Here is a 17645-nt window from a genome sequence, read left to right as displayed (position 1 = left end):
AGAATATCCAAATGAAATATAGTTTTTTATGGGCACTGTATCGCCAGAATAGACAAAAAACCTTTCTCACTGCACTACTTTACAGCTTCCCAACATGGATAGATATTTTTTTCTATATCAACCAAACAGCCCATTGGCTTGCATGGTCCCCTGCTGCCAATACCACATTCTACCGCCTGATTCATAGTGACTATTTCTGGCTCATTGTCAGCTTTAACCTGCTTCCGTTGTTATTTCTATTCTGTCTACGACAAACACAGCTAATACTAGCTTTAAAAATATGGATAGGTCTTGCAGGTAGTTTCTTTCTAATTCATGCTTTTTACTGGCCAAGCTATCCTATAACCACGCTTTTGATTATTTCATTTAATCTACCTTTTTTAAATTTACGCAATAAAGAACTCATGCACACTTACATCAACCCGATGCCATGACTCTCAAGTCACCTTAGGACATATCTTGCCATTGGGTCTTTAAACCTATCGCTTAAAATAAGCACACATTTGACTGGTATAGGTTCAACCATGGTACAGATTTTACAAAAACGTGCGCCTGCGCTCACGATTCGTGCTGGCCATCTGGCACGTGAGCTGATTCTGGAACAAGGTTTGCAACCCGAACAGGTCGATATCGTGCCCGGTGCGGCAGGCGGCCCCAAAGGCATCGGGATCCAAGGACTGGATCAGGCGATTTTTGGTGAGTTTTTTCCACGTGCACCTCAGCGTAGAACTTTGGTGGGTTCTTCGATTGGCAGCTGGCGTTTTGCCAGTATGGCTGCACATGGAGTTCAACAGGGAACCGAACGTTTGGGTGAGCTGTATACCAACCTCTATTTTCATAAAAAAATGACCCGTCAGGATGTCAGCGAAGTTTGCCGTGGCATGCTGCTGGATCTGGTACAAGGCAAAGAAAACGATCTGGTCAATCATCCAGATTATCATCTCGCAGTCATTTCAATTAAAGCCCAACACATTTTCCAGAGTGACAAGGCATTGCCGTTGTTGGCTTCTGTGGCTGGAATTCTTGGAACGACCGCAGTCGCGCGCCGGCACAGCCGTCATTTCATGCAACGTGTAATCAGCCAGCCGAATACGGGTGAGCAGTTTAAAATCGCTGAAGATGGATTTACCACGCATTATCATGCACTAACCGAACAGAGTGTGTTGTCCTGGTTGATGGCTTCAGCGTCTATTCCCGGGGTGATGGCAGCGGTGAACAATATTCCAGATGCACCACAGGGTTATTATCGTGATGGTGGTCTGATTGACTATCATATTGACCTGCCCTTCCAGAGCAAAGGCATTGTGCTGTATCCACATTTTACCGATAGCATTACCCCCGGCTGGTTCGACAAGTTATTTAAACGTACCTCAAATCCAGAAAATCAGGCACGAACTTTGCTGCTTTCTCCATCGCAGCAATATCTGCAAAGTTTGCCTTTGGGTCGTTTGCCTGATCGTAAAGACTTTAACTTAAAAGGTTTGGATCAAACCCAACGGATCCAGCTGTGGAAGCAATGTATTGCGGAAAGTCAGCGTCTGGGTGATGAATTTCTTGAACTGGTCGAGAAGCAGAATTTTGCTGAGGTGATGCAAGCCTTGTAATTGGCCGCAGCTGCCCGATTATTTGTATAATTGCTTTAATTTTGTGAACTGTTGAGATTTATGCAGAAGTTTTTAGTTGTCCTGCAATACCTGTGTCTGGCCTTTGCCATTTATCTGATTTATAGCGTCAGCATGTCGCTGTATCGCCAGGATTTTGTCCTGATGGAACTGGTCGCTGATATCGGTACGATTCTGATCTGTATCGACCTGGCGGTGTTTTTATTTACCAGTAAAGGCAAGCCCGGCATTAGCATGGAAGAATATGCAAAAAGACTGGAACAGCCACCATCTAAACTGGTCTATGTGACACGAAAATTGGGGCATCTCGGTATTTTACTGATTATCACCAGCTGGATTGTGCCGATGATTAACTCATAATGATCCAATAAAAAACCTCCCAATTGGGAGGTTTTTTATTCGCTAATTAAAGATTATTTCGAACCTTTAATCCCTGCTTGCAATAGCAATGCACCCAAACCACCAATTTTTTGCTCTTGTGGTTTAGCCGCTTGAGGTTTCTTGCCCTGAGGACGCTCACCTTGCGGACGTGCTTGCTGTGGACGTTTACCTTGAGACTTACGTTCACCACGTGGCTCATTATTCTCGCGACGTGGCTGACGTGGTGCTTTCGCCGGAGCTTCAGAAGCTTCTGGACGCATCGATAAATTCACACGGTTACGTTCAGCATCCACATTCAAAACACGGACTTGTACGATTTGACCCGGTTTCACCACTTTATGTGGGTCAGCGACAAATTCATTGGCAAGTTCAGAAATATGTACCAAACCGTCTTGATGCACACCCACATCGACAAATGCACCGAAGTTAGTCACGTTGGTGACTACACCTTCTAGCTGCATGCCTTCCGACAATTGCGCAACTTCCGTAATGTCATCACGGAATTTAGCAGTGCGGAACTCTGGACGCGGGTCACGGCCCGGTTTTTCCAGTTCAGCCAATACGTCTTGAATTGTCGGCAGACCGAATTTCTCGTCTGTAAATTCTTCAGCATTCACTTGGCGAATGATTTCAGTATTGCCAATGATGTCTTTTACAGTCGTTGCTTTCGCTTCAACAATTTTGCTCACCAAAGCATATGACTCAGGGTGAACCGCAGAAGCATCTAGTGGTTCTGTACCATCTTGAATACGCAAGAAGCCCGCAGCCTGCTCAAAAGTACGCTCGCCTAAACGTGGCACTTTCTTCAAAGACTGACGATTGTCAAAACGACCATTTTCCTTACGGAATTCCACAATTTGCTGTGCAATTGATTTATTTAGACCCGCGATATAACCCAAAATCGCTGCTGATGCAGTATTTACATCCACACCCACTGAGTTCACACAGTCTTCAACGACCGCTTCCAAGGTTTTCGCCAGACCGGTCTGGTTCACGTCATGTTGATACTGGCCTACACCGATTGATTTCGGATCGATTTTCACCAGTTCTGCTAGTGGATCTTGTAAACGGCGTGCAATCGATACCGCACCACGAATAGATACATCTAGTTCAGGCAGTTCCTGTGAAGCTAGTTCAGATGCTGAATACACCGATGCACCTGCTTCAGATACAGAAACACGCGTCATTTTCAGATCACTGTTCGCAGCCATCATTTCAGCAACTAAAGCTTCAGTTTCACGGCTTGCAGTACCATTACCAATCGCGATCAGGTCAACATTGAACTCGCGGCATAAACGCGCCAGCTCGGCCAGTGAACCTTCTTTATCGTCTTTTGGTGCAAATGGATAAATCGTGCTGTGTGCAAGAACATCACCAGACTCGTTCACTACCGCCAGTTTCACACCGGTACGGATACCCGGGTCCACGCCCAAAGTGGTACGTGCGCCTGCAGGTGCAGAAAGCAGTAAATGACGCAGGTTTTCAGCAAAGACGTTCATCGCTTCTGTTTCAGCAGCCAGACGTTTTTCAGTCAGCAATGAATGTTCGATCGTTGGACGAACTTTACCGAGCCAAAATAGTTTTGCAGTTTGCTTCAAGAAATCCTGACGCGCTTGTGGCTGAACAGTTTCAAGATTGTATTCAGTTTCAATACGCGCCAACGGGGCATCATCTTCGCCATCCACTTTCAGGCCTAAAACGTTTTCTTGACGGCCACGCAGCATCGCCAATAAACGGTGTGAAGGCACTTTATTCAAGTTTTCAGAGAAATCGAAATAATCACGGAATTTTTTACCGACTTCTTTTTTCTCATCACTGGCAACCAAACTTTTCAGCACGGCAGTTTTTGCAAATGTCGCTTTAAGTTCAGTGGTCAGCGCGATATTTTGCGCCCAGTCATCAATCAGGATGTGCTGGATCGCATCAAGCTGGCTTTCAGTATCTGGGTAATCTTCATGGCTAAAACCCACCAAAGCTTCAGCTGGATCAACGGCTTCATTAAAGATTTTTTCGGAAATCGGGCCTAGACCGGCTTCTTTGGCCTTGAATGATTTACTGGTACGTTTTGGACGGTACGGCGCGTAAATTTCTTCTAATGCATTTTTGGTTTCAGCGGCATTCACACGCGCCAATAAATCATCAGATAATTTATCTTGTTCTTTGAGTGATTCAATCACCTTTTCACGGCGCTCATACAAATCACGCAAGTATGATAAACGCGTATCGAGTTGACGTAGTTGCGTATCGTCTAAGCCTTGCGTTACTTCTTTACGGTAACGTGCAATAAAAGGAACACTGGCACCTTCATCAATAAGCTTGATGGCAGCCTCAACTTGATTTGGACGTACGGCAAGTTCTTTTGCCAACTGCTGAACTAAGTCAGTCATCGTGTTTGATCCCACAAGGATAAGTACTAAATGGCATGATTATAAAGACCGGGTCTATAAAATCCACCATTGTTTTTATTAATTTACCTCATCTTTATATTATGAAGTGCCACAGTTTTCAGCTTTTCCCGATAAAGTTTGTATGAACTTTGCTTTTTATCCAGCTTAAAATCGTATTTTTTGCTCATTTAGATGTATATATTTGGTATCTATGTCTTGATTTTAACTGCAATATTTGGTGCTTTAGAGCATAGTCAATTAATATCAATGAATCGTATACTCAAAGCCTATTTGATTTTTGTTTATGACGACAATAAAGAATAAAGGAGCATCTCATGAGTTTAGTTGTACCTGCTGAAAAAGCCGATGCCGTACATACCGAAACGGACCGGGTCGAACGGATCCTGGTGGTTGATGATGATGTTCGTCTGCGTACCTTATTACAGCGTTTTCTCGAAGATAAAGGCTTTGTGGTTAAAACTGCACATGATGCCACGCAGATGGATCGACTTTTACAGCGGGAACTGTTTTCTCTGATCGTGCTCGACTTTATGCTTCCGGTCGAAGATGGCTTGAGTATCTGTCGTCGTTTACGCCAATCCAATATCGATACGCCTATCATTATGCTCACCGCTCGTGGTAGCGACTCGGATCGTATTGCCGGTTTAGAAGCAGGTGCCGATGATTACTTGCCTAAACCGTTTAACCCGAATGAGCTGCTGGCACGTATTCGTGCGGTATTGCGCCGTCAGGTACGTGAAGTGCCGGGTGCACCAAGCCAACAGATGGAAGTGGTTTCTTTTGGCCCATGGTCGCTAGATCTCTCTACCCGCACTCTGACCCGTGAAGGCCAAGTGGTAACGCTCACTACTGGTGAGTTTGCGGTACTGAAAGCACTGGTTCAACATCCACGCGAACCATTAACCCGCGACAAGCTGATGAATCTGGCGCGTGGCCGTGAATGGGGTGCCATGGAACGTTCAATTGATGTTCAGGTGTCACGTTTACGCCGTTTAGTGGAAGAAAACCCAGCGCGTGCACGTTATATCCAGACTGTATGGGGTGTGGGTTATGTCTTTGTTCCAGATGGTGCTGAATAAAGAAAAACTTATTACGATAAAAGATTACCCCAATTTATTGTCCCTAAAAGCCATTCGCTGCTGTTTGAGCCTCCCCTTCTTTAAAGGCTCGTATACAAATGCGCGAGTTCAGCGAATGGCAAAGTTTTTACTTGCGTAACAGTGTTACTCATTTTTTCAAAAAAAGTAACACAACAAGCTCCTTCCATCGAAGGTTCAAGCAGTAAGATTCCATTACAAATTATTATTACTGCTCAATTTGGAAAATGCCAACAGGGAGCTGGTGTGAAACTCGACCCCATCGATCCACAAAAATTTACCGATTTTGTCAGCTACTCGGAAAAAAAGCGTACCCGCGGGGAACGCTTTCTCGACAAGATCAAGCCGCGTTCTGCTGCCATGCGTACCACGGTACTGGTGGTTTTTGTGGTCTGTTTTAGCCTGTTCATGTCCTTGTGGTTCTTTTGGCGTACCCTGTTTTTACCTGAAATCCAGCAACATGCGCGTTATCTGGCCATGGAACTGGAAATTCTTAATAATCCCGATCTGCGCCTGTATCATAAACAGCAGGAAGTCGATATCGATGACTGGCTGAAAAACCGGGTCGGCATTGAATACGTTACTAATCCGGCAGAATATCCCACTGTCCGTGAAAAGCTGATTGCCGAATTTTTTACCCGACAGATCGAAACCAAACTCGCCAAAGAGTTACGCATCGAACAAGCCACAGTCTATTTCCAGTTTAAGCCGAGTCCACGTATCTGGATCCAGACTCCTGAAATGAATGGTCACTGGGTACAGGAACCTTTAAAGACTTATGCCAATTATAGCAATGAACTGATTTTGGGCTGGTTGCTTGGCACGCCGATTATTGTCGGCATCATTATTTTGACCTTGGTGCGTCAGCTCAACCGTCCTTTACGCCGTTTGCAGAATGCCGCCAACAGTTATAGCCGAATCGGCTCAGCACCCTATCTAGATACCAATCATGGTCCACTGGAAATCCGTCAGGTCAATCATGCCTTTAATCAGATGATTTATACGCTGGACCAGACCGAGCGGGAACGCCGAATCATGCTGGCCGGCATTTCACATGACTTGCGCACGCCCTTAACCCGAATCCGCCTCAGTGCCGAAATGATGCCAGATGAAGACTTTCTCAAAGAAGGCCTGATTTATGATGTCGAAGATATGGACGCGATTCTGGATCAGTTCATTTCCTATATGCGCGATGGTTCCGATGAAGAACCGCAGGACACCAATGTCAATGTACTGCTACAGGAACTGGTCAAGCAGTTTAAACCGCTAGATATCCGATTTACACCACAAGATATACCGACCATTCAGGCGCGCAGCATGTCACTAAAAAGACTGATCGGCAATCTGATCAACAACTCAAAACGTTATGGTTCAGAACCAATTGAGCTTTCTGCGCATGTTGAAGAAGATCAACTGTTGATTTGTGTCGCAGACCATGGCGAAGGCATCCCGGAAGATCAGATTGAAGCCTTGATGCAGCCTTTTGTTCGGGGCAATTCGGCACGAACAGTACAAGGCAGTGGCTTGGGGTTGGCCATTGTGAAACGGATTGTCGATATTCACCATGGCCAATTGCGTATTCATAATCGTCCTGAAGGTGGGCTGGAAGCTATCATTTCACTACCCGTGAATCAGGCGAATCCTGAGACACTTCCCCCAGCCACTACACTCGATAAAATTCGCCAAACTTTGACTGAGCACTTTTAATAAGTGATCAGTAATTCAACAAATGACTTTTTAGTTTTTCTATACAATTCATTTTATAGTTCACGAATTCAATCATTTAAAAATCATCATTTTTTATTATACCTACATTTAGCTAAAAAATTAGACCTTAGCCTAACACCTATGCACAATACATTTTTTGAGCGGTACAATCCGTATCATAGTTTAAGAATTAATGAGAGTTAAAATGTCTTTAGATCGTATCCGTTTAGCCTCCCTACACAACAAAGTCATCAGCCCTGAACAAGCGGCTGAATTCATCCAAGATGGCATGACTGTGGGCATGAGTGGCTTTACTCGCGCTGGTGAAGCGAAGGCGGTTCCTTTAGCTTTAGTTCAACAGGCAAAAGCAAACCCATTAAAGATCACGTTAATTACTGGTGCATCACTAGGGAACGATCTAGACAAACAACTGACTGAAGCTGGTGTATTGGCACGTCGTTTACCGTTCCAGGTAGACAATACTTTACGTAAAGCGATCAACAACGGCGAAGTGATGTTCATTGACCAGCACTTGTCTGAAACTGTTGAGCAAATGCGTAACCTGCAGTTGAAAAAACCAGACGTTGCGATCATCGAAGCCGTAGCAATTACTGAAGATGGCGGCATCATTCCAACAACATCTGTTGGTAACTCTGCAAGCTTTGCGATTTTTGCTGAAAAAGTGATTGTAGAAATCAATACGAATTTAAGCCCGGCATTTGAAGGCTTGCACGATATCTACATCCCGACGTATCGTCCAACGCGTCAAGCGATTCCATTGACTCAAGTTGATGAGCGTATTGGTACGCATGCGATCAATATCGATCCATCTAAAATTGTTGGTATCGTATTTAACAGCGAATTGCACGACTCTCCATCTACTGTAACTGCACCAGATGATGAGACTCAAAGCATTGCCAACCATTTGATCGCTTTCTTTGAAAAAGAAGTAGCTGAAGACCGTCTACCGAAAAACCTCGGACCTCTTCAAGCAGGGATCGGTTCAATTGCAAACGCCGTATTGACGGGTCTGAAAGATTCAAACTTCGAAGACTTGATCATGTACTCAGAAGTACTACAAGACTGTACGTTTGAATTGATCGATGCCGGTAAAATGAAGTTTGCTTCAGGTTCTTCTATTACGCTTTCTGCTAAGTACGGCGAGAAAGTATTTAACAACCTAGAACAATACAAAGACAAACTGGTATTACGTCCACAGGAAATTTCAAACCATCCTGAACTGGTACGTCGTTTAGGTATTATCGGCATCAACACTGCACTTGAGTTTGATATTTACGGTAACGTGAACTCAACTCACGTATGTGGTACCAAAATGATGAACGGTATTGGTGGTTCAGGTGACTTCGCACGTAATGCCCACTTGGCGATCTTCGTAACCAAATCAATCGCGAAAGGTGGCGACATCTCTTCTGTAGTGCCGTTTGCTTCACATATCGACCACGCAGAACATGATGTTGATATCCTAGTGACTGAACAAGGTCTTGCGGATCTTCGTGGTTTGGCTCCGCGTGAGCGTGCACGTGCAGTAATTGATAACTGTGCGCACCCAATGTACCGCGATGCGTTGAATGATTACTTTGACCGTGCATGTGCAAAAGGCGGCCATACCCCTCATCTTCTTCGTGAAGCGCTTTCTTGGCACTCAAACTTCGAAGAAAATGGTCACATGCTTGCTGTTGAAGCTGCAGTAAAAACTGCATAATTGACTGCATTCACAAAACGCCCTACGGGGCGTTTTTTTATGGCATTTTTATATTTTTTTTGAATAGTCAGAACCTGATTATATTAAGGAAGCCATCTGGCTATCACCTACTCTTTCTTCTTTTATTTATCCTGCCGATCTGCTGTAGAAATACACTTCTGATGCTCAAGGGCTTTAAATTCTGATTCTTCACCCTCATACTTGAACACAAGAGCAAAATTAGAGACATGACATGCGCGTAGATATCTGGTCAGATGTGGTTTGCCCCTTCTGCTATATTGGTAAAAAACGTTTAGAAGCTGCTGCACAAGAAGCAGGTATTGAGCTAGAAGTACATTGGCACAGTTTTCAGCTCGATCCTGAAGCACCGGTACGTCAGGAAGTCTCCAACTCTGAGCGTCTGGCGCAAAAATATGGCCGCACCGTGGCAGAAGTCGAAGAGATGCAGCGCAATATTGCTGAAATGGCCAAAGCCGAAGGTATTGAATTTAACTGGGAAGGTGCCAATTCAGGCAATACCTTTAATGCGCATCGCCTGATTCACCTGGCGCAAAGCAAAGGTTTGGGCAATGAAGCACAGGAAGCGTTCTTCTATAGCTATATGACCCAAGGTCTGGCGATTGGAGAACGTGAAACACTGGAAGATGTCGCAGCGCGTATTGGCCTGAATCCGGTCGAAGTCGATGACCTGTTGGATTCGGAAGAATATGCCGACTTTGTCAAATTCGATCAGGAAGTCGCACACGAACAACTCAAAGTGACTGGTGTGCCTTTCTTTGTTTTTGATCAACGTGTGGCATTGGCAGGCGCGCAACCTAAAGAAGTTTTCTTGCAAGTATTTGAAAAAGCGCTCGATACATCAACCAATAGTCAGGCAGCACAGTGCTCAACAGAAACGTGTGACACCCCAGACCAAGCTAAATAAAGCAACGTTCAATAAAAAACCCCATTTCAAATGGGGTTTTTTATTTGTTATTGAATTGCATTCACTTAATCAACCAGAAAACTAATTTTTAAATTGACACGATATTCCGTGATTTTATTTTCTTTAATGACAACCTTCTGTTCATTGATCCAAGCACCTTGTACATTTTTGACCGTTTCTGTGACTTTTTGAATGCCCGTTTGAATCGCATCTTCAAAGCTTTTATTGCTGCTTGAATTGACTTCTACCACTTTTGCAATTGCCATAATAAAACTCTCAAAATGAAAATGAATGAAATTCTATCTTAGTCCATTCCTAGAAGATTGCAGCAGCCCGTAAACAAGCGATAGCAAAAACTTACATGGATTGAACAAAGCTCGAAATTTAGTTTTAAATTGGCAGATCAAAAACACATGACCTTTTATTTTAACACTCGATTAAGTCCAGATTTTCATCGCTAAAATAAAGTATAAAGCCCTGTAAAACCATAAAAATCAAACTAGAGTAAATATACTAATTTATTGTTTTGTAGAGTAATTTATCTAAAATTTACTGCCTGAATTTGCCGAATCTATCATTTTCTATTAAGTCTTATTTGCTATTATTTCACCCGAATTAGGTTTAAATATTCTCCTCTGTTCAAGTCATTGAACACTCTGATATTAAAGGTCATCCTATGAATGCTCTTAAATTTGCTTTCGCAGCAACCGTTATGGCTTTTTCTGTTCAAGCGTCTGCACAAATGGCGCAAGTGGTTCATCTGCCAGACTTTCCAGCGACTAAAGCACCTGCGGAAACAGTAAATACAGATGCTGCGACTGTGGTAACTGAAAAAACGGCTTAATGCAAAGCTGTTTTTCATTAAAACAGGCTGATTGATTCAGCCTGTTTTTTTTGATCATATTGAACACATTCAGTGTGAAAGATGCACGACTCTAAAAAAATATCGACTATTTCCTACTCTCATTTTTTCTATTGATTTTTATCACTTTTAATTAAAAAATTTGTTTATAAAATACTCAAAATAGATCACTATTTTATGTGATCTCTGCTTATAATTGCAGCAATATAAATAGATCAATGATAAGAAAATTTTTTATGCATGAACTTCAGGCATTGGTACAGGGCAAAATTCCGCCTCATTCCGTTTCTATTGATTATTTAATTGAGATGGCAGAAAGCTATACCGACTCAAATTCTGCTGAATACAGACTAGTGGAGCTGGCGGTTAACCTCGTACTGGCACAAACCCTGGATAAAGTACTGAAACATCTCTAGAGATCAAAAAATGAATGCTTTAGAAAAAGCACACTTAATTAAAGAACTACATGGACTGGCGCAGCAACTGGAGCATAAAGTCCTGCCTTTATATGAAATTGCCCGTTCTAAAAAAAGAATACGCGATATTTTTAATCTGTGTGATGAACCTATTTTCAAAACCCAGATTTCAGCATTTAAAGTTCGCACTCAGCCTGAACTTGTCACCTACCAATTTTCTGCTAACACGTCTTATCATTTAAGCTTTCGTGGCTATTTCACCGAAATCTTGGCGCTGGAACAAGCATTGTATGCCCATCCGGATTCAGGCTGGGCAGTTTTACATCATCCTGAACGTGGCTGGCAAATCTGGCTGATTCCGGCTCCCCAAGCTCCTGCCCTGCACAGCCAATGGGCTGAACTGCAACACTGTTATATCTGGCTGTTACAACAACAGCAGCGGTTTTCTTGCCTGAAACAGGATCCACCCTTGATCGTTCCTGCCTTATCCTTACACGAAGCTGAAACCAGCTGCAATTCTATGGAAACAACCAAATATCATCGGGGACGGCCGCGCGCAAGAATTCATGCACTAGAATTAAATCGCTTAGATGAGTCAACCAATCAAATACTAACTGAACCCAAGGAACTAAATCCTCAACTAAAAGCTGAAACGACAATTCAGCAAGAACAGATCACAGTCTCCGAATTGATTCAATTCCCTGTACAGATCCAACTGGGCAAACTAAACGCTCATGTACACCCTTTAGGTTTAGAAGAAACTAATATCCAGCGGCTCTGTGCTTTAGAACTAGAATCCGATGTCGAACAACACCCTGTTTATCTGGATATTGTCTTATATTATGCGGCAGAAGATAACTGGCAGGCACGTCAGGTTTATTTGGTTGAGCAATTGAATCTGCAAGGTCAGTTTGTTAAATATCTGATGCTCTTAGGGGTACCGAGTCAGTTGCAGGCTCACTATTGTATTCAACATTGGCTGAGCCATCATCAACATCAGGCTGCTGCGATTAAATCACTGGCGTGGTCTGTTATAAGCACCAGGTTCATGCAACTCGAGTTTTTTTCAACGGCTTACTTGCAGCAGGCTGAAACAGTCTGGACACAGCCAGATTACCATCCATTTATACCCGCACAGTCCATTCAAAAGCAGAAATTTATCTCGTTTAAAGAAGCTGCTGCGGATTTTTCTACCCCAGTGCTTTTGCTACAGGAACATCAAAAAATCCGAGTGATTCATGGTGAAAAACGCATCTCTCTCGCAGAGGATGAGCTGGCCTATCCATACATCTTGCTGCAACGCGACAAACAGCTAAATTGGCAGAATATTCACAATATTATTTTAACAATGCCACAACCCATTCGGGTATTAGAGCTTTATCGGGAAATTCAGGCTCAAATGATTGAATAATTGCTGTTATTTTGTAGCTTTAACTTGCTTTTTAAGGCCGTTTTTTAGAAAACTACAGCTGAATATAAGAATACAAGAGCAACAAATATCTCATGCAAATAAACAGGGTTACTCAAATTTTACTGCTCTCTCTGGGCTTAGGAATGAGTGGTAGCATGTCTTGGGCCAATTCAGTCACAACTGCTCCTGCCAGTCCAACGAATATAGAGCCAAGCCGATCAGGCTTGCTGGATCAGATTCCACGTTTGATCGATGCAACACCCACGGTTCTGCCGGAGCAATCAAATGTCGCCATTGTTCCATCCACGCTAGAGACAGAAAATTATTCATGGGCGGATCAAAAGCAGAAAGGCATCCGCGAATGGGCCGATCGTACTGCGCATAAAATTGATAACTGGTTTGGTGAAAGCGATCCGGATCAGCCAGCTGCAGCTACATTACGGATCATTCTAGATAATCGCTGGGATGAATATGAAGGCTATGAGATTAAGCCCCGAATCCGCGGCAAGATCAAGCTTCCGACCTTGGAACAAAAGCTGAGTGTGGTGTTTGGTGATGACAGTCTGGACAATGAATTAGACAGCAATGTCGCGATTACCAATGAAAATCCTGCCACTTCCGGAAATAAGCGTCTGGATACTAAACGTGCCCGTGAAGATAACAGCTCTTTTGCCTTACGTTGGTCTGAATGGTCAGATCGTATTCCTTTTGAAACCGATCTGGATCTGGGCTTACGTTCTGGAGATGATATTTACCTACGCGTCAAAGCCAGTAAAGATTGGACACTAGAAAATGACTACTCTTTTCATGCCGAACAGATTTATCGCTATGGTATTCAAAGCGAAAACTATTTACGGACCAACCTGGAACTGATTCATGCCCGTCCCAATCAGGCCTTTTTCTCTAATCAGCTCAGTCTGACTTATGCCGATGATCAAGACGATGATCTCACTTGGGACAACTACACCTTTAGGCAACATCAGTTTTTTCAAGACAACCGTTTTAGTTACGGCATTTATACCGGTGGTTATCTGAATGACAAGGATCTGCGTCTTAATCGCTGGGGCCCTTATGTGTCCTGGAGACAACCTTTTTTACGTGAATGGTTTTTTGTCCAGACTGACCTGAACTATTTGAATGATCATCGCGAGGATCGTGATCACTATGTTGGGGCTTTGGTACGTTTAGAAGCGTTATTTTAAACTGAATGATGGTAGAAAATATAAAAGCCCATCATTCATGGGCTTTTTTCAATATTACTGAGGCAATCAGCGCGGTAAGTATTAGCTGGTTTTATTCAAGATAATACGATCACTGCGTAGCACTCGTTTTTGCTGTAATGAAGGTTGCTCCATCACTGGCATATTGAAGCGAATACGATCGCTATGTTGCACACGTTGTAGTTTTGCTGCCTCTACTTTCGCAACTTTATAAAAACTGATTCGATCTGTGCGTACCATTTTTTCTGCAGCAGGTGCCGCTAGACTAACTTGGCTCATCGACATCAGGATTACAGCGCCCATACTGATCATCAGCTTAGATTTCATAACATTCTCTCTCCTTACTTAATGATCGTAATTATAAATCAAAAAACCAGTATTAATTTAAAATTCAGATTTAAAATCCGCAGGGATTTTTTTATCTTCACTATCGTTTTTCCAGATCATTTCTAGAAATGAAAAATGAAGCAGGCATAAAAAATCCCTCCGAAGAGGGATTTTCTCATTCAATATATCAGCACTTAAGCAAGCAGCAAACTATTAATGCGCTTGACATATTCAGCAGGATTTTCTGGTAATCCACCTTCTGCAATCACCGCTTGGTCGAAGATCACATTGGCCAGATCATCAAACTGCGCTGAGCCATCCAGTTTTTTCACCAACGGATGTCCCGGGTTAATTTCCAGAATCGGCTTGATATCTGGCACAGGTTGACCCGCATCTTTCAGCATACGAATCAGCTGTGGAGACAATTCACCTTCGCCAGTCACCAGACAAGCCGGAGAATCGACCAGACGCGTCGTCACCCGCACTTCTTTGGTCTTGTCTTTTAATGAATCCGTCAACTTATCCACCACCGGTTTAAACTGGGCTGCGGCTTCTTCAAGGGCTTTCTTCTCTTCTGCATCCTGAAGGTCACCTAAGTCAACCGCACCCTTAGACACGTTTTGCAAAGGCGTACCATCGAACTCATTCACGAAGTTCATCGCCCATTCATCCACGCGTTCGGTCATCAACAGAACTTCAATGCCTTTTTTCTTGAACAGTTCCAGTTGTGGTGAATTTTTCGCAGCATTCAGACTATCTGCAGTCACATAATAAATGGCTTTCTGCCCATCTTTCATACGTGCTTTATAGTCTGCCAATGATGTGCTGACTTCATCATTGGTCGACGTCGCATAACGCAGCAGTTTTAAGATACGTTCACGGTTACTGAAATCTTCGCCCAGACCTTCTTTCAATACTGAAGCAAATTCCTGATAGAAGGTCTTGAAATTTGCCTGATCTTTTTCATCTTCAGATTTAGCCAGATTATCCAAAATGGTCAGGATACGGCGGGTATTGCCTTCACGGATGGTTTTTACATCACGGCTTTCTTGCAGTAATTCACGGCTCACGTTCAATGGCAGATCGGCACTGTCCACCACACCTTGCACAAAGCGCAGGTAGTTTGGAATCAGGTTATCCGCATCATCCATAATGAACACACGTTTCACATACAGTTTGATACCCGCTTTGGATTCACGGGTGAAAATATCATGTGGCGCTTTACTTGGAATATATAATAACTGGGTATATTCAGTGCTGCCTTCAACCCGGTTATGCGCCCAAGCCAATGGCGCTGCGAAATCATGGCTCAAGTTCTTGTAGAACTCGACATACTGCTCTTCAGTGATTTCAGACTTGTTACGAGTCCATAATGCGCTGGCCGAGTTAATGACTTCCCACTCATCAGTTTTGACATACTGGCCGCCTTTAGAGGTTTCGCCTTCAGCCGCTTCTTCTTCCTGCCAGACTTCTTTTTGCATCTGGATTGGCAGGCTGATGTGGTCTGAATATTTATTGATAATCTGCTTCACTTTATAGCTTTGCAGATAATCCAGCGCATCGTCACGCAGATGCAGAATAATATCAGTACCACGTCCTTGTTTCGTGATCTGTTCAACTTCGAACTCACCGGTTCCTCCACTAATCCAGCGTACGCCTTCAGAGACATCTGTGCCGGCACGACGCGATTCTACCGTAATCTTGTCAGCCACAATAAAGCCGGAATAGAAACCGACACCAAACTGGCCAATCAATTGAGCATCGGCTTTTTGATCGCCGGTCAGTTTGGACATAAAGTCTTTGGTGCCTGATTTGGCAATAGTCCCTAAATTATCAATAGCTTCCTGCTCGCTTAAGCCAATCCCGTTGTCTGAAATGGTAATGGTTTTATTGTCTGCATCCAGACTGACACGAACGCGCAGATCAGGATCATTTTCATAAAATTCAGGATGGTTAATCCCTTCAAAACGTAATTTGTCACATGCATCTGAGGCATTCGAGATCAATTCGCGCAGGAAAATTTCAGGGTTTGAATAAAGCGAATGGGTCACGAGATGTAGTAACTGAGCCACTTCAGCCTGGAAACTATGTTTTTGTGCGCTAGACTCGCTCATTAATCACTCCTTTTATTTTAAATACAGGTCAATACTGTTGCCTATATGAATGGAGTGAGTTACTAAATTTTCAATAGCCAGTTGTATATTTTTTCTCAAGATATTTTATAAAGGATCGCTTGATCTGATCTGGCTTGCATTTGTAAAGGCTTAAGTTTAAGCCTTAATAAGGCCCAAGCTTATAAATACGTTGAAATTGCAGGTCTATTTGCTGCTGGCGCATATTATAGACTTGACTCAGACAGGACACAGATTCCTGACAGCGGTCACGAAACTGTAGCCATTTCACCTGATCGCGCTGGATCACCGAGCGGGTTCCCATAGGCACCATACGACGTAAAATATGATAGCTGGTACTCATCTTGACATCGGCATCATTGAGCAGGCGATGTTCACAAATCGCTTTCTCTGTCACGGTTTCAGCTTTCTGACAATCAAAACTTGCCGCATAGGTAGACCCTACCAGCAGGCTGAAGAAGATCACAATACCTTGGCTTAAAAACTTCATGCTGATCTTCCTTATTATTCAATTATTAAGTCGTATTCAATTAATATTTACTTTATTCATTTTAATATAGTTGAACATTGCCGATCTGCTCAATTTCAATAAGTTATAAATCGTTGTTATTTTGAAAAAAAAAGCCTCATTCAAGATGAGGCTTTTTTATTAAGCAAGACTAGAATTTAGAACTTGTAGCTATAACCGATCGTGTAAACCCAAGGATCAATATTCAAGTCGAATTTAGTATTATCAGCATCATCTAAAGTCACTTCAGGACTCAAATCTGCATAGCGCACGTCAGCAAATACTCCCCAGTTTTTGGCATCGGCTGGCTGATAATTAAAGCCAACCTGACCTGCCAAACCAAATTCCTCTTTCACATCTTTAGCCAGACCTTCTTCATCCCAAGCAATAAAAGCTGTGCCACCTACACCAATATATGGCGTAAAACGTGTTGCATTTTTAAAGTTATATTTAGCGGTAATTGTGGGTGGAAGATGCTTAATCTTGGCAATTTTCCCTAGACCCTGAGCAGAAATGTCGTGATTAAATGGCGTAGCTAATAAAAGTTCTGCAGAGATATTGTCATTAAAAAAGTATTCAACCGATGGCGTAAAACCATATTCTTGATCCGCTTCTACGACTAAACCTGGTGCAATTTCAGTGTCACTTGATGGTGCTAAAGAACTGGCACCAACTTTCACCTGCCATTGACCTGCCATCGCAGATGCAGAAAGACCCATTAATGCAATTAGAGCAGCTTGCTTTAACATTTTAAAATACCCCACAGGAAGAATAATTATTAAGAAAATAAATCTTAATTAATAATAAACACGAGGGAAAATAATATGCAATAAGGATTATAAAACTAATTTTAAATTATTATTTAAAATATTGATTTAAAAAGTTATTTATTTTAAATTTACTGAA

General features: G+C 42.9%; 17 protein-coding genes. 11 read left to right on the top strand and 6 right to left on the bottom strand.

Annotated elements, in window-relative coordinates; translation table 11 throughout:
• Positions 1-11: 11 nt before the first annotated feature.
• The 3 genes from ACNPNW_RS18900 (at position 12) to ACNPNW_RS18890 (ending at position 1982) form a co-directional block, all read left to right on the top strand.
• Complete coding sequence (locus tag ACNPNW_RS18900; protein ID WP_071850487.1) at positions 12-434, top strand: hypothetical protein; 423 nt, start codon at positions 12-14, stop codon at positions 432-434.
• Between the two features lie 90 nt (positions 435-524).
• Positions 525-1604, top strand: coding sequence for a patatin-like phospholipase family protein (locus ACNPNW_RS18895; RefSeq protein WP_071850488.1), 1080 nt, complete (start codon positions 525-527; stop codon positions 1602-1604).
• 60 nt (positions 1605-1664) lie between these two features.
• On the top strand, positions 1665-1982 hold the full coding sequence (locus ACNPNW_RS18890) for a hypothetical protein (protein WP_004729331.1): 318 nt from the start codon (positions 1665-1667) through the stop codon (positions 1980-1982).
• Positions 1983-2035: 53 nt separating this feature from the next.
• Here ACNPNW_RS18890 and ACNPNW_RS18885 read toward each other — a convergent pair whose 3' ends face one another.
• Positions 2036-4390 carry a Tex family protein gene (locus ACNPNW_RS18885; protein ID WP_121979796.1) on the bottom strand — a complete coding sequence of 785 codons (2355 nt, stop codon included), beginning with the start codon at positions 4388-4390 and terminating at the stop codon, positions 2036-2038.
• A gap of 335 nt (positions 4391-4725) precedes the next feature.
• Here ACNPNW_RS18885 and ompR point away from each other — a divergent pair, with 335 nt between their 5' ends.
• From ompR to ACNPNW_RS18865, 4 genes are all read left to right on the top strand, one after another.
• On the top strand, positions 4726-5490 hold the full coding sequence (gene ompR, locus ACNPNW_RS18880) for an osmolarity response regulator transcription factor OmpR (protein ID WP_004278590.1): 765 nt from the start codon (positions 4726-4728) through the stop codon (positions 5488-5490).
• 264 nt (positions 5491-5754) lie between these two features.
• Positions 5755-7215 carry an ATP-binding protein gene (locus ACNPNW_RS18875; protein WP_034435905.1) on the top strand — a complete coding sequence of 487 codons (1461 nt, stop codon included), beginning with the start codon at positions 5755-5757 and terminating at the stop codon, positions 7213-7215.
• A 205-nt stretch (positions 7216-7420) separates the two neighbouring features.
• Positions 7421-8938 carry a succinyl-CoA:acetate CoA-transferase ScpC gene (scpC, locus tag ACNPNW_RS18870; protein ID WP_004647324.1) on the top strand — a complete coding sequence of 506 codons (1518 nt, stop codon included), beginning with the start codon at positions 7421-7423 and terminating at the stop codon, positions 8936-8938.
• Positions 8939-9170: 232 nt separating this feature from the next.
• The gene (locus tag ACNPNW_RS18865; protein WP_005102861.1) at positions 9171-9863 is read left to right on the top strand and encodes a DsbA family oxidoreductase; all 693 of its coding nucleotides are present in this window, start codon (positions 9171-9173) and stop codon (positions 9861-9863) included.
• 65 nt (positions 9864-9928) lie between these two features.
• Here the strand turns inward: ACNPNW_RS18865 and ACNPNW_RS18860 are convergent, their stop codons facing one another.
• A complete protein-coding gene (locus ACNPNW_RS18860) occupies positions 9929-10129 on the bottom strand; it encodes a dodecin family protein (protein WP_004278594.1) in 201 nt (66 codons plus the stop codon).
• 410 nt (positions 10130-10539) lie between these two features.
• Here ACNPNW_RS18860 and ACNPNW_RS18855 point away from each other — a divergent pair, with 410 nt between their 5' ends.
• The 4 genes from ACNPNW_RS18855 to ACNPNW_RS18840 all read left to right on the top strand — a co-directional run bounded on the left by ACNPNW_RS18855 (position 10540) and on the right by ACNPNW_RS18840 (position 13754).
• On the top strand, positions 10540-10707 hold the full coding sequence (locus ACNPNW_RS18855) for a hypothetical protein (protein WP_005102860.1): 168 nt from the start codon (positions 10540-10542) through the stop codon (positions 10705-10707).
• A gap of 254 nt (positions 10708-10961) precedes the next feature.
• Positions 10962-11141 (top strand): hypothetical protein, encoded by a 180-nt coding sequence (locus ACNPNW_RS18850; RefSeq protein WP_005102858.1) that lies wholly within the window; start codon positions 10962-10964, stop codon positions 11139-11141.
• Between the two features lie 10 nt (positions 11142-11151).
• Entirely contained in the window at positions 11152-12552 is a 1401-nt protein-coding gene (locus tag ACNPNW_RS18845; RefSeq protein ID WP_005102856.1) for a hypothetical protein, read from the top strand.
• A 92-nt stretch (positions 12553-12644) separates the two neighbouring features.
• Positions 12645-13754 (top strand): hypothetical protein, encoded by a 1110-nt coding sequence (locus ACNPNW_RS18840; protein WP_005102854.1) that lies wholly within the window; start codon positions 12645-12647, stop codon positions 13752-13754.
• 81 nt (positions 13755-13835) lie between these two features.
• Here ACNPNW_RS18840 and ACNPNW_RS18835 read toward each other — a convergent pair whose 3' ends face one another.
• From ACNPNW_RS18835 to ACNPNW_RS18820, 4 genes are all read right to left on the bottom strand, one after another.
• On the bottom strand, positions 13836-14099 hold the full coding sequence (locus ACNPNW_RS18835; protein ID WP_005102851.1) for a hypothetical protein: 264 nt from the start codon (positions 14097-14099) through the stop codon (positions 13836-13838).
• A gap of 194 nt (positions 14100-14293) precedes the next feature.
• A complete protein-coding gene (htpG, locus tag ACNPNW_RS18830) occupies positions 14294-16213 on the bottom strand; it encodes a molecular chaperone HtpG (RefSeq protein WP_005102849.1) in 1920 nt (639 codons plus the stop codon).
• A gap of 163 nt (positions 16214-16376) precedes the next feature.
• Positions 16377-16721 carry a lysozyme inhibitor LprI family protein gene (locus tag ACNPNW_RS18825; RefSeq protein WP_004278601.1) on the bottom strand — a complete coding sequence of 115 codons (345 nt, stop codon included), beginning with the start codon at positions 16719-16721 and terminating at the stop codon, positions 16377-16379.
• Positions 16722-16897: 176 nt separating this feature from the next.
• On the bottom strand, positions 16898-17488 hold the full coding sequence (locus ACNPNW_RS18820; protein WP_005108067.1) for an OmpW/AlkL family protein: 591 nt from the start codon (positions 17486-17488) through the stop codon (positions 16898-16900).
• Between the last annotated feature and the right edge of the window lie 157 nt (positions 17489-17645).

Source organism: Acinetobacter endophylla (assembly GCF_053543775.1).
Note: the sequence above shows the minus strand (reverse complement) of the source record. Positions and strands in the feature narration are given on the sequence as shown.